This window comes from Streptococcus porci DSM 23759 (assembly GCF_000423765.1).
GTDB lineage: Bacteria > Bacillota > Bacilli > Lactobacillales > Streptococcaceae > Streptococcus > Streptococcus porci.
This window is the reverse complement of record NZ_KE384090.1, coordinates 40,012-56,895: the sequence shown is the minus strand read 5'-3', so window position 1 is coordinate 56,895 and position 16,884 is coordinate 40,012. Positions and strand designations below refer to the sequence as shown.

The following is a 16,884-nucleotide window of genomic DNA, read 5'->3' as shown; positions in this document are numbered from 1 at the left end:
AAGATCCTGCAGTGGCTAAGGTCTTGGAACTTTCCAGAAAATAGGAACAAAATGGAGGTCAAGCATGCTGATCCGTCAAATGAAAGAAGAGGAGTACCCTCTTTTGCAAGATTTTCTCTATCAATCCATATATGTACCAGAAGGAGCTGAAATGCCAGACAGAAGCATTCTCCAATTACCTGAATTGCGGCATTATACAGAGCAGTTTGGTCAAAAGGCTGGTGATTTGGCTTTTGTGGCAGAAGATGAGGGCCAAGTTGTCGGGGCTGCCTGGGTGCGGCATATCTATGATTATGGCTATGTGGAGGATGAGATGCCATCGCTGACCATATCCCTCTTGGATGCCTACCGTGGCCAAGGGATTGGCAGTCAGCTTTTGGATGCCCTCCATGCTGCTCTGAGAAAGAAAAAAGTGAAGGGCGTCTCCCTGTCCGTCTCAAAAGCCAATCCCGCTTATTTTCTCTACCATAAACTTGGTTTTCGTACTCTTCGTGAAAACCAGAAGGACTTTGTCATGGTTTTGGATTTTTCAAAAAAATAGGAAAAAAACAGATGATTTGCTTTCTGTCATCTTGCTTTGACTTTTCAAAGAGCTTATAATAGTTTTGAAAATATGAAATGGAGCAGGAGATGCAGTTCTTGAAAATCATCAAAGCCTTGCCCCTGATTCTGATTGCAGGGGCATTTATTTATTTGTCAATTTATATTTGCTTGGATAATGGTGCCTGGGCCTATCTGGCGGCCCGTTTGATGGGATTTGATGAAAAATATGCCAACAATATGGAGTGGCTTACTATCGCAATCCAATCCCTCTTTTTTACCTCAGACTGGTTTTATGGCCGCATCAGATCATTTCTTAACCGACGCTTGAAAAAATCAAGTAGCCTTAATCATCAAATCTATCTAGGCTACAAGGTTGCGATTGAGTGCCTAATGGCCTTACCAAAGCGAACCATCTTATTCGCCTTTTACCTCTTGCTCATCATTGCAGAAAATCTCGGACTGATAACCAGTGCCAAGGATTACACAGCTGTCATTGTCTTTATCATCGCCGTGGATCGTGTGTCCAAGATTTGGCCTGAGGAAAAAAGACGCTTTAAGGAATTTAGCCAGAAAATCAGAAGGCGGTTTGATAGTGTGAAGTCATAATTGATTAGCTAGGAACAAGTTTTTGACAAGGGAAGTGAAATGGCTAGGCTCAACATCAGAAACTTGAAAAGAGAAAAATTATGAAATCATTTTGGCTAAAGTTAGGAGTATCGGACCTTGGAAAGGCAGGTCGATTTTATGAGGCTATTGGATTTGCAGTGGCCAGTAATGGCGAAGTAATGGCGACATGAAGTCTGCAACTTTGCTAGAAGGCGGCAACTTTATCTTGAGGCAGACAGAGACCTTTGCCCAACGGGTTCCCTTCCAGCCGGCAGAAAAGGGCAACGAAGTCCTCATCTCCCTCCACGTTGGTAGCAGAGAAAAGGTGGACCAGCTCATCGAGCGAGTGGAGGTAAACGGCGACCGCATTACAGGCCGACCAACTGTCGCTTAAGGCTTTTACGGGGCCAGCTTTACCGATTTGGATGGACACCATTTTAATGTGATTGTGATGTAAATCAAACTAAAAGACCTGAACGACAGGTCTTTCTTGCCTTATGTGACAAATAAACTACCCGCTATGTGGGTGCGCAACGAAGGTTATCTCCAAACGCGATACAATAAAGTTGTTCAAGGCTATTGTAAAGCGAGAGGAGAAAAGCCTCTTTTAGAGGCTGGTGACGAGTCAAAAGCAGTGAGGCATGAAAAAAGTGAAAGGCAGCGTCTTTAGGCACTGGCTAGTGAGATGGGTTTATAGCCCTTGTTCAACCGACCTGTTTGATGGGTGGTTGTGATTTTTATGGCTTCAAGACAGTTTTTCTCGTAGAGAAAACCACCAGATATGCTGGTGGTAGACAAAGATTTGAGTTTCCATTTCTTTTTTAGGTTAGATAACAGGAAGAAAAGGAAATGGCTAAAAGCAGTTACAGTTTATCATATATCAAGAGGGTGTGTTCCACCATATAGTTTTCACACCCAAGTATCGCAGAAAATCTATTTAATACAAAATTAGACAGAACTTCGTTGATATTTTCCGTGCCAGGTTATGTTCATATCCTTGTTCTGATAGTGCCCTAACTTTTGATTTTCAATTTTATTGGATACTTAATATGATTGATTAGATGAGGTTGGAAAAAAATGTTATTCGGTAGCTTTAGGACTCTTATCTTCAAGTGAATGAGGGGGTTCTTTTAATGGTGTGTTATGAGAAATATCCCCAGAATCAACCTTGGAGTAGTTATCCGCGATGGCAGATGGGATTTTATTTTCATTTACAGTAAGTTCACTATTTGGAATATGGTTATGACTCACATCTAAATAAGTTAGACTTTCATTTTTCTGTGATAATGTTAATGTTTCTACTTCATTATGAGAGGCGTTTAGAGTTTCTAATGATGTGTAATCATTAACACCTTCTAAATTTTTGAGTTTATTTTCACTAACATTAAGTGTTTTAAGAGATTTTTGTTCTTCACTAATTTTGACACTAGTCAGTTGATTTTTTGAAGCATCTAATGTCTCCAAGGATTTTGCATTCTCAATGCCTTCTAAAGAAGTTAATTTGTTTTCGGCAAGATCAGCAACACGCAGGGAAGGATTATTTTTGAGAAACTCAAGATTAGTGACGTTGCTATTCTTAGCTGTTAATTCTTCGAGTTTTTCGGACTGTAAGCTCGTAATATCCAACTCAGGATTGTTTGATACGAAAAGTCTAGTCAATTCTTCTTTACCATTCAAGGCAGAAAGATTAGTGATTTGGTTATTTTCTAAGCTAACAGCTTGCAAGTGTTTCAAATGAGTTAGTGACGAAATATTTGAAATTTTGTTGTGATCCAAATTGAGTGATTGTAGTTGAGGTAGTTCTGCTAGAATACTGATATCAGTGATCTGGTTACCTGCAAGAGCTAATGTTTTCAGTTGCTTATATTGTGATAAGAAACTAACATCATTAACACCATTTTGAGAGATATCCAGTCCTTCTAAGTTTGGAAGTGATTTGACAAAGCTGTAATCTTTAATTCCTGTATTTGTCAGCCATAGCTGCTTCAACTTCTTAAATTTAAGAACTGGAGTTATGTCATGAATAGGTGTAAAACCAGCTCCTAAAACTTCAAGATTTGGCATTAAATCTAGCCCAAAGCGTCCCAAAGGATTTTGACGTTGTCCAATGTTTAGCGCGGTGACAGTTGATAGCCACTGCTTCATTTTCTCAGGATTAGTCTCATTAGAAGGGAATGGTGTCTCTGCTGAGGCGTGTAAAATATCATCAATGATATCTTGGTCAAATCCCATTTTTTTCAAGGTTTCAATACCGACTTTGTCATGGGCATGAGGATCAGCATGGGGATCCTCAATTGGCTGTCCGATGGTGACTAGAGAAGCTAAGATACTGTGGCTATGATCTCCATGAGGGTAAATAAATGCTTTACCGTTTGGAGTGTCGACAACTTGGATTTGTTCTACAGACACTTGTAACTGTTCAGCTAAGTAAGCTTTTTTCTCCGTTAATAGAGAATCTTCAGTTGTTTTTGTAGTAGAATTATCATTTTTAGAAGGAACATTAGGCTTTTGCTTTTTAGGAATCAGATGAGCCCATTTTGAAGAAGCTAGGTGTGTGTAAGGAATGAAGTGATCATGGTGCCCATGTCCGACTAGAATACCAAGCTCAGTATACTCTTTGATATTTTTCCCATCAAAAAGGAAACCGTCACTAGTTGGAAAATCAATACCTGAGATTTTATTTTTTTGACTTGGTTGATTTAGAGGTGATAATACATGTGGTTGGGAATTGTGATTTGGTACTTTTGGGAGCTGAGTGATGGATGAATCAGAGTTAGAATATCTCCCTTGCAAACTACTTTTCCAAATATAATGGTAATGATCTCCATGGCGGACAATATAGCCGTTTTCATCTTCTGAAACGATATCTTGTGGATTAAAAACATAACCATCATCTAGTGCTAAGTTAGCTTTATCAGAAACCTTAGGTGGATGAGCTTCTGCCTTTTGTTGAGTTTGACCTGATGTATCAGGGACAAGATAAGCCCATTTGCTATTTTTTAAATCTTTATAAAAAATAAAATGAGAGTGGCCATCGTGATTGACGATAATACCATCATCAGTTTTTTCGATGATATCTTTTTCGTTAGAAAAAATAAAGCCGTCGCTAGTTGGAAAATCAATACCAGAAATACCTTTTTTCTTATTATTTTTTTCTTCTTCTTTAGATTCCTTTTTAGCTTTTTTAGAAGTTTGAACCGTTGTCTTTTGATTTTTTTCTGAAGTATCATGTTTCGATTGGCAAGATACGAGTATGAGATGACAGCTTAGAATTATTCCAGCTAGGCTTAGGATAGTGTGTTTTTGTTTCATGAGAAAATCCTTTCGATTTGATTAACCAGTTAAGTATATATCATAAATCTTTATTTTGCAACTGTTTTTGTAAAAATAGACAAATAAACTTATTTGATAACATATGACTACTTAACAAAAAGCTGATAAGACAAGGCATCAGAACTCGTGACTCTTCTTAATGAGAATGTTTAATAAATTTTGATGGTACAATATAAATACCGTTCTCCGAGACCAAAATGAGAATTACAGTGAAGTGGATTTGAAACAAAAGTGCAACTATGTGATAACTGCGCGATAACAAAAAAACAAACGTGATACAATGAAGCTGTTTAAGTCTATTGTAAAGAGTTTGGAGGAGAAGAAAGATTTTTAGCTGATTTTTTTTACAAGTTCAAACATAAAAAGCAAGTTAGATAATTTATAGAATTAGATAAATTGAGCGCAAGAGATTACGAAGATATTTTCAGGAATACCGATAAGTAGTACAAATACCTTTTGAAAAAGCAAGTGACGAGTCAAAAACAGTAAGACTTGAATAAAGTGAAAGAGAGTGGAACAAAAATCGGTAAATCAACATTTTTGCCGATTTACCGATTTTATCGCTCCTCCTCCGCACAGTTGATTAGGAAGGAAGCTATCCATTTTGTAGCAAAGGGATGGGATTTTCCAATCAACCCCTGCGCTAAAACGCCCATCTGCAATAATGTTAAAAGGCTAGGACAAAAGTCCCAGCCTCTGGTATTGTAGGCTTATAGCCCTTGTTCAAAGAACTTATTTGAACAAGGGTTAGTTTTTCTCAAACTCAGCCTTGCTTTTGATATCAACGTATTCTTCGGCAACTTCTTTGGAGAGGATGTCTTGATAGGTTGGTAGCTGGATTTCAGTTCCGTATTTATTTTTAAGGGCTGTTGTCACTAAGCGGTATGCCAAGTTAGCGTTTCGAGAAAGGATTGGCCCGTGGAAATAGGAGCCGTAAACGTTTTTGTAGTGGACACCTTCAGTGCCATCTTCCTTGTTGTTTCCATTGCCATAAACAACCTTTCCCAGTGGTTTTTCATCGTCAGAAAGGAAGGTCCGTCCTTGGTGATTTTCAAAGCCGTAGTAGGTTTCATCAACTTCTTCGTTATAAATTTTAATGTCACCGATGTAGCGATTATTGTCTTGGTTGAGGGTATAATGTCCCATGACCCCAATACCATCAATGCGGACGCCATTGGCCTGAATATAATACTGTCCCAAAAGCTGGAAGCCACCACAGATGGCTAGCATGACTTTGTTTTTTTGGATGAAGCGGTCAATAGCAGAGCGCTTCGACGGAAGATCCTTGGCAACGATGGATTGTTCGTAGTCCTGACCACCACCAAAGAAAGCCATATCGTAGCGATTATCATCAAAGCTATCACCAACTGAAACGATGTCAAAGGTCATCTTAGCGCCCAGTTTTTCTCCTACGTACTTCATCATGAGGATATTTCCGTTGTCGCCGTAGGTATTCATGAGGTTGCCGTAGAGGTGGGCAACATTGAGCTCGTAGGGGTAGTCTTTGTTAGCAGGAGATTGTAGTGAAGTGTAGGTCATTAGTTCATCTCCTTTCCAACTGCATGACGTTGCGCTAAAAGTTCACGGAATTCTAGCATGGCAGTATAGGTGGCAAGAATGTAGGCGTGGTCACTTTCTTGTTGCTCGATTAAAGCTATGATGTCTTCCAATTTTTCAGCTTGGGTAATGTTATTTTCATCGTAGCCCGTCACGCGCAGACGACGAGCAATTTCAGAGTGACGGACGCCGCCAGCGTTAATTTCGGTAATGTCCATGTCGTTGATTAGCTCAAAATTTGCATCCCAAATCCAGCTGGTATCAATGCCATCAGCATAGTTGGCGTTGAGAAGCACCGATAAGCTAAAGGGGTAATCAGCCAATTTAATCATCTCTAGAGCCTGGCTAGCACCAACTGGATTTTTGATAAGTACCAGAGTGCATGATTTATTTCCGATTTTGAAAGTTTCTTGACGTCCGAAGACGGCGCGGCTCTTGTCAAAACCAGCTTTAATCTTGCTTGAATCCACCTCAAAAAATTCAGCGACCGCAACTGCTGCAAGTGCATTATAGATATTGTAAAGTCCGCCTACATTAATCTTGTATTCTTGCCCATCAATGACAAAGTCAGAAGTGGTATTGGTGATTTTCTTGAGCTCAGTCAGCTTGTAGTCCAGTTCAGGACGGTGGAAACCACAAGTCAGGCAGATGTAGTCTCCAAGGTTAGCATAGGTATTGAGCTTATACTGGAGGATACCTTCACAGTTTGGACAGACGATACCTTCTGTATTGTAGTGGGGTAAAGCTGGCGCAGTTTTTTCTGTGTCAAAGCCATAAAATTGCATGGGATTAACCACTTTTTTCGAGTTAAAAAGGGGGCTGTCGCCGTTAGCCAAAATGGTGGCAGAAGGAGCCTTAGCAGCACCATCCAAAATCATTTGGTATGTAGTGTAAATCTCGCCGTAGCGATCCATCTGATCACGGAAAATATTCGTGAAAACGAACAGGCTAGGCGTGATATATTCCGTAATTTTTGGCAGACTAGCCTCATCAATTTCTAGCACCGCGATTTTCTTACCAGATTTGGCTTTTTTAGCGGTCAGGAAAGTTGATGTAATCCCGGTAATCATATTGGCACCGCTTGGATTTGTCACGATTTGCCCAAAGGCTTCTTTGAGGATACCAACGGTCAAAGCGGTTGTTAGAGTTTTACCATTTGTTCCCGTTACGACAACAATCTCATAGTCTTGTGCCAACGTGTCTAAAATGTCTTTGTCGAATTTAAGGGCGATTTTACCTGGAAGTGTCGAGCCACGTCCTAGTTTTGAAAGGATAAAGTGGCTACTTTTTCCAGCTAAAATCCCAAGAGTTGTTTTTAATGTCATGAGCATATTTTACCATAAAAGCTGGATAGAGTTAAGGAAAAATGGTTTGAAATATGATATAATGGAATGGAATTTTTGAAAGAACAAGTGACTGATTATGAAATTATTATCACATATTGATGCCACTTACTGGGCATCTTTGATTTCTAGTCCTTGGGTTTTGGCAATTAATCTTCTGGATATTATTATTGTCGCCTATCTAATCTACCGTTCTATCAAAGCTCTGGCTGGAACCAAGGTCATGACCCTGATTCAAGGGACTGTCTTTTTTGTTCTGACCAAGTTTGTGGCAGAATGGCTGGGCTTCGCGACCATTTCTTATCTGATGAATCAAGTCATTACCTACGGAATTATTGCCTGCGTTGTCATCTTTGCTCCTGAAATTCGAGCGGGCTTGGAACGCTTTGGACGTGCGCCAAATGTTTTTATTGGCACTCAGGGTATCAGGGATGAAGAAAAGGTTATTGATGCTCTAGTTAAATCGGTAGCTTACATGAGCCCACGTAAGATTGGAGCTCTCATGTCTATTGAGCGAACTCAAACCTTGCGAGAATACAAGATGACCGGAATTTCTCTGGATGCGGATATTTCTAGCCAGCTTCTTATTAACATTTTTATTCCCAATACGCCACTTCATGATGGGGCAGTTATTATTGAGGGGAATAAGGTGGCGACGGCCTGTTCCTACTTGCCACTATCAGAATCTCAGGCTATTTCTAAGGAGTTTGGGACACGGCACAGGGCTGCAATCGGTTTGTCGGAGCATTCTGATGCCGTAACTGTCATTGTTTCTGAGGAGACTGGGGCTGTTTCGGTAGCCTATAAGGACAATTTTATCCATGACATGACGACTGAGGATTTTGAAAAATTGTTGCGTCAGCTTTTGATTACCGAAGAAGTCCAAGAAACTCTCTGGCAACGCTGGTTTGGAGGTAAAAAGGTATGAGAAAACGGCTTTTTACAAAAAATTCGGGTATCGGCCTAGTCTCCCTGCTGTTTGCTCTCTTGCTCTTTTTTACAGCCACAGTTAGCAACTATAATGGCACCCAAACTCAAATCAATCAAACAACAGAGACTTACAGCCATACGTTGGAAAACATTCCCATTGATATCAAGTATGATAGCGATAAATATTTTATTTCAGGCTATTCTTATGAGACGGAAGTCTATTTGACCTCAACAAACCGTTTGAAATTAGACTCTGAAATCAATAGTTCAACTAGGAAATTTAAGGTTGTTGCTGATTTAACAAATCTTGATGAGGGTACTAGCAAGGTCACCTTACAGGTCAAAAACTTACCAGATGATGTGACCGCGACGGTCTCTCCTGTCAGCATGTCTGTGACCATTGGTAATAAGAAAACTGAGACTTTCCCAGTTAAAGTGGAGCTAGGGGATGACCAGATTGCGGAGGGGTATGCTTTAAAGTCCTATGAATTGGCTATTTCAAAGGCGAAAGTAACCAGCGATGAGACAACGATTGGTCAGATTGATCATGTTGTGGCAACCTTACCTGACAGTATGCGGCTTAGTGGAAATTATGATGACAACGTGACTCTTCAGGCAGTTTCAGCAAGTGGGATGATTCTTCCAGCAGTGATTGAGCCAGCCAAGGCAAAGCTGCATGTAGAGGTTAATGCTTTGACTAAGGCGGTTCCTATAAAGATTGAATACAAAGGTGATATGCCAAGTGGGGTTTCAGACATCAAGTATAGTTTGTCCGTTGATCAGGCAGTTATCCAAGGCAGTCAAGAAGCCCTTGATGCTATCAATGAGATTGTGATTCCAATTGATATTTCAGCCATTGAGGAGACAATGGTTCGCTCTATTCCTCTCTCCGCTGACAATGTCACCGTGACACCTGATGTTGTCGATGTGACATTTACTGTCGTTAAGAAAAAATAGATTTGTCATCTCACTGACATGTAGAACATATAGACTATAGTCTAGTACTGGATATTAAAAATAAAAAAAGAAAAAGGAAAGGGTAGGCTTCGAGTTTATTGAATATGGACTCGTATGACGGCTACTCCAAAAAAGATGACCATTTTCCAGATGCAAGTATCGATGGTCTGTATACTATTTTGGAGCGCCTGTTAAAAGCCTTTAAGAACTTTAAAATGGGTAAATATTTTGGGACAGACGGTGTCCGTGGTGAAGCTAATGTTGAATTGACACCAGAACTGGCTTTTAAACTGGGTCGTTTTGGAGGTTATGTTCTCAGCCAGCATGAGACTGGTCGTCCTAAAGTTTTCGTAGCACGAGACACACGTATTTCTGGTGAAATGCTTGAAGCAGCACTGATTTCGGGGCTTCTCTCAGTAGGAATTGAGGTCTACAAATTGGGCGTTCTTGCGACACCGGGTGTTTCTTATTTGGTTCGGACGGAAAATGCTAGCGCTGGAGTGATGATTTCAGCCAGCCACAATCCAGCTTTGGATAACGGGATTAAGTTCTTCGGTGGTGATGGCTTTAAATTGGCGGATGACCAAGAGGCGGAAATCGAAGAACTACTTGATGCGGCTGAAGATAGCCTTCCTAGACCATCAGCTGAAGGTTTGGGAAGGTTGGTGGATTATCCAGAAGGTCTTCGTAAATATGAAAAATTTATGGTGTCCACAGGCCTTTCTTTGGATGGAATGAAAGTGGCTCTAGACACGGCAAACGGTGCAGCAGCGGCTTCTGCTCGAAATATCTTTCTAGACCTTGGGGCTGAAATTACAGTTATCGGTGACAATCCAGATGGTCTGAACATTAATGACGGTGTAGGTTCCACCCATCCTGAACAACTTCAGGAAGTGGTTAAAGAAAGTGGCTCTGCTATTGGACTTGCTTTTGATGGGGATAGCGATCGCCTGATTGCAGTTGATGAAAATGGAGACATCGTTGATGGTGACAAGATTATGTACATCATTGGTAAGTACATGTCTGAAAAGGGGCGTCTGGCGCACAATACCATTGTAACGACAGTTATGTCTAACCTTGGTTTCCACAAGGCACTCGATCGGGAAAATATCAATAAGGCTGTTACGGCAGTTGGAGACCGCTATGTGGTTGAAGAAATGCGTAAATCTGGCTACAATCTTGGTGGTGAACAGTCAGGGCATGTCATTATCATGGACTACAACACCACTGGTGATGGTCAGTTGACCGCTATTCAGTTGACCAAGGTCATGCAGGAAACGGGTAAAAAGTTGTCTGAATTGGCAGCGGAAGTGACGATTTACCCACAAAAGTTGGTTAATATCCGTGTAGAAAATAGCATGAAGGACAAGGCTATGGAAGTTCCTGCTATTGCGGCCATTATTGAGAAAATGGAGCAGGAGATGGCAGGAAATGGTCGTATCTTGGTTCGTCCTTCTGGAACGGAACCTCTCTTGCGTGTCATGGCTGAAGCCCCAACGCATGAAGAAGTGGATTATTATGTTGATACTATTGCCGACGTTGTACGTGCGGAGATTGGTATCGATTAAATGAGACAAGTCTGAAACGACCGTAAGGTCGTTTTTGTCTACTGTAATGGTAAGTAGCTCCGCCATTTTCCAAAGTATGCTATAATAGAAAAAAACAAAGAGAAAAGAGATAATGATGACATTCAAATCTGGTTTTGTAGCCATTCTAGGTCGTCCTAATGTTGGGAAATCGACTTTTTTAAATCACGTCATGGGACAAAAAATTGCTATTATGTCTGACAAGGCGCAGACGACACGCAATAAAATCATGGGCATTTACACGACGGAGACCGAGCAAATCGTCTTTATTGACACCCCGGGCATCCACAAGCCTAAGACGGCTCTGGGTGATTTTATGGTAGAGTCTGCCTATTCAACTTTGCGTGAAGTTGAGACAGTGCTTTTTATGGTACCTGCCGATGAAAAACGCGGTAAAGGCGACGATATGATTATGGAACGCCTCAAGGCTGCTAAAATTCCAGTTATTCTGGTTATCAACAAGATTGATAAGGTGCATCCAGACCAGTTGTTGGAGCAGATTGATGATTTCCGTAGCCAGATGGATTTCAAGGAAGTTGTTCCAATCTCAGCACTGCAAGGTAACAATGTTGAAACTCTGATGACCATTCTCAAGGATAATCTAGAAGAAGGCTTCCAATATTTCCCAGAAGATCAAATTACTGATCATCCAGAACGTTTCTTAGTGTCAGAAATGATTCGTGAGAAGATTTTGAAACTAACTGAACAAGAAGTACCGCACTCCGTGGCGGTGGTGATTGAGTCCATGAAACGCGATGAAGAGACTGATAAGGTCCATATCCGAGCAACGATCATGGTGGAACGTGACAGCCAAAAAGGCATCATCATTGGCAAGCAAGGAGTTATGCTCAAGAAAATCGGCAAGATGGCTCGCCGCGATATCGAAATCATGCTAGGGGACAAGGTCTTCCTCGAAACTTGGGTTAAGGTCAAGAAAAACTGGCGTGATAAGAAACTGGACCTTGCTGACTTTGGATATAATGAGAAGGAGTATTAAGAATTCATTTAATCGGAGGAGTTCATGTACCAACATCATGACATCAATCTTGAGAGGGAGATGGACAAGGCGTTTATTTTTCTGGCAGAAAATATGTCAAAATCTGGACATAATCCGAAGCCAGTTGTCACGCACAGTATTATGGTAGCAACAACACTTTATGAGTTAAACTATTCTAGAAACATAGTTATTGCTGCAGTTTTACATGATTTGATAGAAGATAGTGATGTGACCAAAAAAGAGATTGAAGCTGGTTTTGGAAAGGAAATATCGGATTTGGTGTCAGCGCTCTCTTTTGATCCAAAGATTGAGGATAAAAGAGAGCAAACTCAAGAGCACTTCAACCGCATTAGAACTTTTGGAAAATCTGATGCGCTGATTAAGACAGCAGATTTGTACTGCAATTTACCTTTTGTGAATTATGTGAACGATTTTAACACACACAGTTATTTGCAATACAAATATCAACTTTTTCAGGATATGTTTGCTGACTTATTGCACAACGATCCTATGTATCAAGCGTTCCAAGAACGTTGTAAAGGAATTTTGGGAGAAATCAAATGAACCAAGACTACATTTCCTACATCCGCTCAAAAGTCGGGCATGATAAGGTTTTGTTGACTTTTGCGGGTGGTATTTTGTCAGATGATGAGGGGCGTGTGCTCCTGCAGCTACGCGGTGATAAAAAGACCTGGGCCATTCCAGGCGGTTCCATGGAGCTGGGTGAGTCAACACTTGACACAGCCAAGCGTGAATTCTTTGAAGAAACGGGTATCCAGGTGGAAGCGGTGCGTTTTCTCAATGTTTACAGCAATTTTGAGGAAATCTATCCCAATGGCGACAAGGTGCAGACTATTGTCATGATATATGAGTTCAAGGCACTGGAGGACTTTGATATTTCTGATTTTCACAATGAGGAAACCCTTCGTCTACGTTTTTTCTCTAAAGAAGAAATAGCAGAGCTGGAAAGTGTGTCAGATAAGCATCGTCTCATGTTAGAAGAGTATTTTACAAATAGCTTTGCCATGGGGCATTAAAGGCTGGGCTGTGGCTCAGCTTTCTTGATAAAAACGGGAAGGAGAAATTATGCCTGAATTACCAGAAGTTGAAACAGTCAGGCGCGGCTTAGAACGGCTAGTTGTCGGTAAAACGATTGTCGCTGTTGAGGTACGTGTGCCCAAGATGGTTAAGACGGACTTGGAAATCTTCAAGCTTGATCTTTTAGGACAGGAAATTAAAGCCATGCGTCGTCGTGGGAAATATTTGATTTTTGATTTAGGCGCTCAAGTGCTGATTTCTCATTTGCGAATGGAAGGCAAGTATCTGCTCTTTCCTGAACAAGTGCCTGACAATAAGCACTTTCATCTCTTCTTTCACTTAGTTGATGGCTCGACCTTGGTTTATCAGGATGTCCGTAAGTTTGGAACCTTTGAACTGCTGGCAAAATCAGAAGAAGAGGCTTATTTTATCAAAAAGAAAATAGGACCTGAGCCAAGCAAAAAAGACTTTAAACTGGCGCCTTTTGAGCGAGCTGTCTTGTCTTCTCATAAGCCAATCAAACCGCTGCTCTTAGAGCAAAGGCTTGTTGCTGGTCTGGGTAATATCTATGTGGACGAGGTGCTTTGGGCAGCCAAGGTCTATCCGGAACGATTGGCTGACAGTCTCAAAAAAGCTGAAATTAAGCGACTGCACGACGAGACCATCCGTATTTTGCAGCTGGGAATTGACAAAGGGGGCTCGACTATCCGTACTTATAAAAATGCTCTGGGTGAAGATGGAACCATGCAGGAATACTTGCAGGTTTATGGTAGAACAGGTGAGCCTTGTCCGCGTTGTGGAGCAGAAATTCAGAAAATCAAAGTAGGAGGACGCGGGACGCATTTTTGTCCAGGCTGTCAAAGAAGATGACTAAAATAATTGGTATTACGGGTGGTATTGCCTCGGGAAAATCGACGGTGTCAAGTTACCTGCGTGAACTGGGACAGATCGTTATTGATGCCGATGAGGTTGTTCACGATTTACAGAAAAAAGGCGGAGCTCTTTACCAGGCTTTAGTAGGCTGGTTGGGGACAGAGATTTTACAGGCAGATGGGGAGTTGGACAGAAAAAAACTGGCAGCTCTGCTTTTTGGCTCAAATGAAAAGCTTGCCAAGTCAGCTAATCTTCAAAATCCTATTATCAGAAAAGAGTTAGCAAAACGTCGCGATCGAGCTTTGCAGGACAATGAGCTTGTTTTTCTGGACCTTCCGTTACTTTACGAGCTGGGTTACGAAGACTGGTGCAATCAGGTTTGGCTGATTTATGTGGATAGGGAGACACAGATTCAGCGGCTGATGGCACGTAATCAATTAACTAAAGAAGAAGCTCAGCTCCGCATTTCCCGACAAATGCCTCTGGAGGAAAAGAGAGCTTTAGCTGATTTGGTACTTGAAAACACAGGAGACCTCGAAACGCTCAAATCTCAGATTAAACAATTGGTGATAGAAATGGAACAAGACTGAGATGCTCAGCCTTGTTTTTGTATGCTAATTCTGATACAATGAAGAAAACGTTATCTGAGGTGATTTTATGGAATTGATTTTGCGTGATATTCAAAAGAACTTTCAGGAGAAGGAAGTCCTACGTGGTGCCTCTTATACCTTTTCATCAGGTCAGATTACGGGACTACTAGGGCGAAATGGAGCTGGTAAAACGACGCTGTTTAACATCTTATATGGTGAATTTCCCGCAGATACTGGAGAGATTTTCTTATGTGAAAATGGAGTAGAGCGTGAGCTAACGAGTGAAGACATTGGTATGGTCTTCTCGGAGAATTACTTACCTGAATTTTTAACTGGCTATGAATTTATTAAGTTTTACATGGATTTACATCTTGTGACAGCAGATAAGTCTGTGGATGATTATTTGGATTTTATGGAGATTAGCCAGGAGGACAGGCATCGGATTATTAAGGGCTATTCTGATGGGATGAAGAGTAAGTTGTCTCTGCTCTGCATTTTTATCTCAAAACCCAAAGTTATTCTCTTGGATGAACCTCTGACGGCGGTAGATGTGGTTTCAAGTATTGCTATTAAGCGCTTTTTGATGGCTCTAAAGGATCAGCATATTTTGATTTTGTCCACTCACATCATGGCCTTGGCTGAAGATTTGTGCGATCAAGTAGCAGTGCTAGAAAATGGTGTTTTGACGGCGCTTGATATTGATAGAAAGCATGAGCAGTTCGAGGATAAGGTTCTGGAAGCTCTTCAGGGAGGTCATCATGAATCTTAATCGGATTATTCGGGTGCTTTTGCAAGTGGAAAATGCAAAAAAATACAATTCCTTTGTTCATTTTCTGCAAAAAATTCCTCTTTTGGGTAAGAAAATTCCTAATCGTTGGTATCGGGCTGATGAGGTTAAAATCATCATGCTGGTCCTCAAAGGGTTCTACCTGCCGTTTTATGTTTTTGGAGGAACAATCTTTTATGTCCTTTTTTGTGCTGGTGCTGGCTTTGTCTTGCATAAAATCTTGCCTGAGTATTTCGCTCTAAAAGAAGCATCAGCGAACCACCTGTCATTGACCCTTATGTTTACTTTTTCGGTGCTACTTGCTACGATTTTTCACATGAAGGTCATCGACAAGTCGGATATTGAGGCCAGTCAAGCAGTGCGCATTTTTAGGATTTCACCTAAGGACTATCTGCTTGCGAAGGAGGCCTTGGATTTTGCCCGTGGTTTGCTGGCTAAAGGACTTGTTTTTGGTCTTTACTTTGTTTTCATCTCCCGTCCTTTTTGGTGGGGACTGGCCTTTGCTCTTTTTCTGGCTGGTTTGCGTCTTGGGATAAAAATGCTGAGCCTACCACTATATTTTAGGGATAGAGATAGGACCGAGAAGTTCCTTAATAGAGTGGGAATTATCGCCTTCTTCCCTGCTTTTGCGATTGGTACAGCCTTGGTGTTTCTTGGAGAAGCTTTTTCTCCTCAGTTGGTTATGAGCCTACCAGTGGGTTTTGCGGGTCTTGTTATTTGGCTTCTAGCCTATCGGTATTTACAAAAACAGTCTAAGTTAGATGTTTTGGTACGTAGCCTCTTAACCCATGGTGCTCTAAAAGAAGCAGCGACGGCCTTAGATAATATTGAGACAGTAGCAGTTGAGGTCAAGGAGAAAGATTTTGATGTTGATGATCAGACGGTGATATCTGGAAATTTGGAGGGGGTTGCCTACCTGAATGCCATTTTTACCAAGCGTCTGGGCAGGCATTTGAATAAAGAAATTAGGTGGCGTTTGCTTATTATTACTGGTATTGGTGCAGTGATATTGGGAATTAGATACTTTTCTGGTAACAGACAACCTCTTATCAGTGATGACAAGGTTTTTTGGCAGAGCTTGTTTGTGACGGTCATGGTGGGTTACCTGCTTTATGTGGGCGAGACTTATATGAAATTCTGCTTTTACCATTTGGATCGGCCCCTACTCAAGTACCATTATTACCGCAGGCGAGACGTGATCTTAGCTACTTTGAAGGAGCGTTTTAAGCGCTCCCTGCAACACAATGCTCCGATTTTTTTGCTCCTTAACCTCATTTATAGTCTTCTTTATGTGTCTTTTTTTGATTGGAAAATAGCAGGCCTTTTCATGATTGTTTTAGGACAGATTTTGTCGGTGACATTTTTCAGTTTGTATTTTCTCTATTTCTACTTCCTTTTGCAGCCTTTTAACGATGGTATGAAGTCTAAGAGTAAACTTTATAATATTATGGCGGGTGTTGTCGGTTACGGGGGCTTTCAAATCTTCCGTCTGGCAAAACACATTTCTGTAGCAGGCGTAATTGGAATCTTGATAGGACTTTTTCTCTTTATCCTGATAGGCTTTCTGGCGGTGCTCCGCTTTGCCCCCAAAACCTTTAGATTAAGAGCATAGTGAGGCAAACTTCTATTTTGGAGTTTGTCTTTTTTTATAAAATATCTTGAAAACGCTATCAAAAAATGGTAAACTAAGGTCGAATTGGAAACCCGAAGTTAAAAATGGGTTTCCTGATATCAAGGAGAGGGA

Annotated in this window: 16 protein-coding genes; 13 read left to right on the top strand and 3 right to left on the bottom strand. The window is 41.1% G+C overall.

Features of this window, described 5'->3' with window-relative positions:
* Positions 1 to 64: 64 nt before the first annotated feature.
* The 3 genes from G576_RS0111330 to G576_RS14000 all read left to right on the top strand — a co-directional run bounded on the left by G576_RS0111330 (position 65) and on the right by G576_RS14000 (position 1,543).
* Complete coding sequence (locus G576_RS0111330; protein ID WP_027974692.1) at positions 65 to 541, top strand: GNAT family N-acetyltransferase; 477 nt, start codon at positions 65 to 67, stop codon at positions 539 to 541.
* A gap of 89 nt (positions 542 to 630) precedes the next feature.
* Positions 631 to 1,149, top strand: a complete 519-nt coding sequence (locus G576_RS0111325) for a hypothetical protein (RefSeq protein ID WP_027974691.1) — start codon at positions 631 to 633, stop codon at positions 1,147 to 1,149.
* Positions 1,150 to 1,336: 187 nt separating this feature from the next.
* Positions 1,337 to 1,543 (top strand): hypothetical protein, encoded by a 207-nt coding sequence (locus tag G576_RS14000; protein ID WP_245563041.1) that lies wholly within the window; start codon positions 1,337 to 1,339, stop codon positions 1,541 to 1,543.
* 686 nt (positions 1,544 to 2,229) lie between these two features.
* On the opposite strand, the gene G576_RS12865 is transcribed toward G576_RS14000, so the two are convergent.
* The 3 genes from G576_RS12865 to murT form a co-directional block, all read right to left on the bottom strand.
* On the bottom strand, positions 2,230 to 4,461 hold the full coding sequence (locus G576_RS12865) for a pneumococcal-type histidine triad protein (protein ID WP_051178126.1): 2,232 nt from the start codon (positions 4,459 to 4,461) through the stop codon (positions 2,230 to 2,232).
* A 768-nt stretch (positions 4,462 to 5,229) separates the two neighbouring features.
* On the bottom strand, positions 5,230 to 6,021 hold the full coding sequence (gene gatD, locus G576_RS0111305) for a lipid II isoglutaminyl synthase subunit GatD (RefSeq protein ID WP_027974690.1): 792 nt from the start codon (positions 6,019 to 6,021) through the stop codon (positions 5,230 to 5,232).
* Entirely contained in the window at positions 6,021 to 7,364 is a 1,344-nt protein-coding gene (gene murT / locus G576_RS0111300) for a lipid II isoglutaminyl synthase subunit MurT (RefSeq protein WP_027974689.1), read from the bottom strand. The genes gatD and murT overlap by 1 nt, the downstream gene beginning before the upstream one ends.
* A gap of 97 nt (positions 7,365 to 7,461) precedes the next feature.
* Between murT and cdaA the strand changes: the two genes are divergently transcribed.
* The 10 genes from cdaA to G576_RS0111250 all read left to right on the top strand — a co-directional run bounded on the left by cdaA (position 7,462) and on the right by G576_RS0111250 (position 16,752).
* On the top strand, positions 7,462 to 8,310 hold the full coding sequence (gene cdaA / locus G576_RS0111295; RefSeq protein ID WP_027974688.1) for a diadenylate cyclase CdaA: 849 nt from the start codon (positions 7,462 to 7,464) through the stop codon (positions 8,308 to 8,310).
* Entirely contained in the window at positions 8,307 to 9,269 is a 963-nt protein-coding gene (locus G576_RS0111290; RefSeq protein WP_027974687.1) for a CdaR family protein, read from the top strand. The genes cdaA and G576_RS0111290 overlap by 4 nt, the downstream gene beginning before the upstream one ends.
* A gap of 215 nt (positions 9,270 to 9,484) precedes the next feature.
* Positions 9,485 to 10,837: a phosphoglucosamine mutase gene (glmM, locus tag G576_RS0111285; protein WP_027974686.1), complete on the top strand. Its 1,353-nt coding sequence runs from the start codon at positions 9,485 to 9,487 to the stop codon at positions 10,835 to 10,837.
* A 115-nt stretch (positions 10,838 to 10,952) separates the two neighbouring features.
* The gene (gene era, locus G576_RS0111280) at positions 10,953 to 11,852 is read left to right on the top strand and encodes a GTPase Era (RefSeq protein ID WP_027974685.1); all 900 of its coding nucleotides are present in this window, start codon (positions 10,953 to 10,955) and stop codon (positions 11,850 to 11,852) included.
* Between the two features lie 24 nt (positions 11,853 to 11,876).
* Entirely contained in the window at positions 11,877 to 12,416 is a 540-nt protein-coding gene (locus G576_RS12860) for an HD domain-containing protein (protein ID WP_051178123.1), read from the top strand.
* A complete protein-coding gene (locus tag G576_RS0111270) occupies positions 12,413 to 12,889 on the top strand; it encodes an NUDIX hydrolase (RefSeq protein WP_027974684.1) in 477 nt (158 codons plus the stop codon). The genes G576_RS12860 and G576_RS0111270 overlap by 4 nt, the downstream gene beginning before the upstream one ends.
* A gap of 49 nt (positions 12,890 to 12,938) precedes the next feature.
* The gene (gene mutM / locus G576_RS0111265; RefSeq protein ID WP_027974683.1) at positions 12,939 to 13,760 is read left to right on the top strand and encodes a DNA-formamidopyrimidine glycosylase; all 822 of its coding nucleotides are present in this window, start codon (positions 12,939 to 12,941) and stop codon (positions 13,758 to 13,760) included.
* Complete coding sequence (gene coaE, locus G576_RS0111260) at positions 13,757 to 14,353, top strand: dephospho-CoA kinase (RefSeq protein WP_037619036.1); 597 nt, start codon at positions 13,757 to 13,759, stop codon at positions 14,351 to 14,353. Before mutM ends, coaE begins: the two co-directional genes overlap by 4 nt.
* A 67-nt stretch (positions 14,354 to 14,420) precedes the next feature.
* A complete protein-coding gene (locus G576_RS0111255) occupies positions 14,421 to 15,122 on the top strand; it encodes an ABC transporter ATP-binding protein (protein ID WP_027974681.1) in 702 nt (233 codons plus the stop codon).
* Positions 15,112 to 16,752 carry a hypothetical protein gene (locus tag G576_RS0111250; protein ID WP_027974680.1) on the top strand — a complete coding sequence of 547 codons (1,641 nt, stop codon included), beginning with the start codon at positions 15,112 to 15,114 and terminating at the stop codon, positions 16,750 to 16,752. The genes G576_RS0111255 and G576_RS0111250 overlap by 11 nt, the downstream gene beginning before the upstream one ends.
* The last annotated feature ends 132 nt before the right edge of the window (positions 16,753 to 16,884 follow it).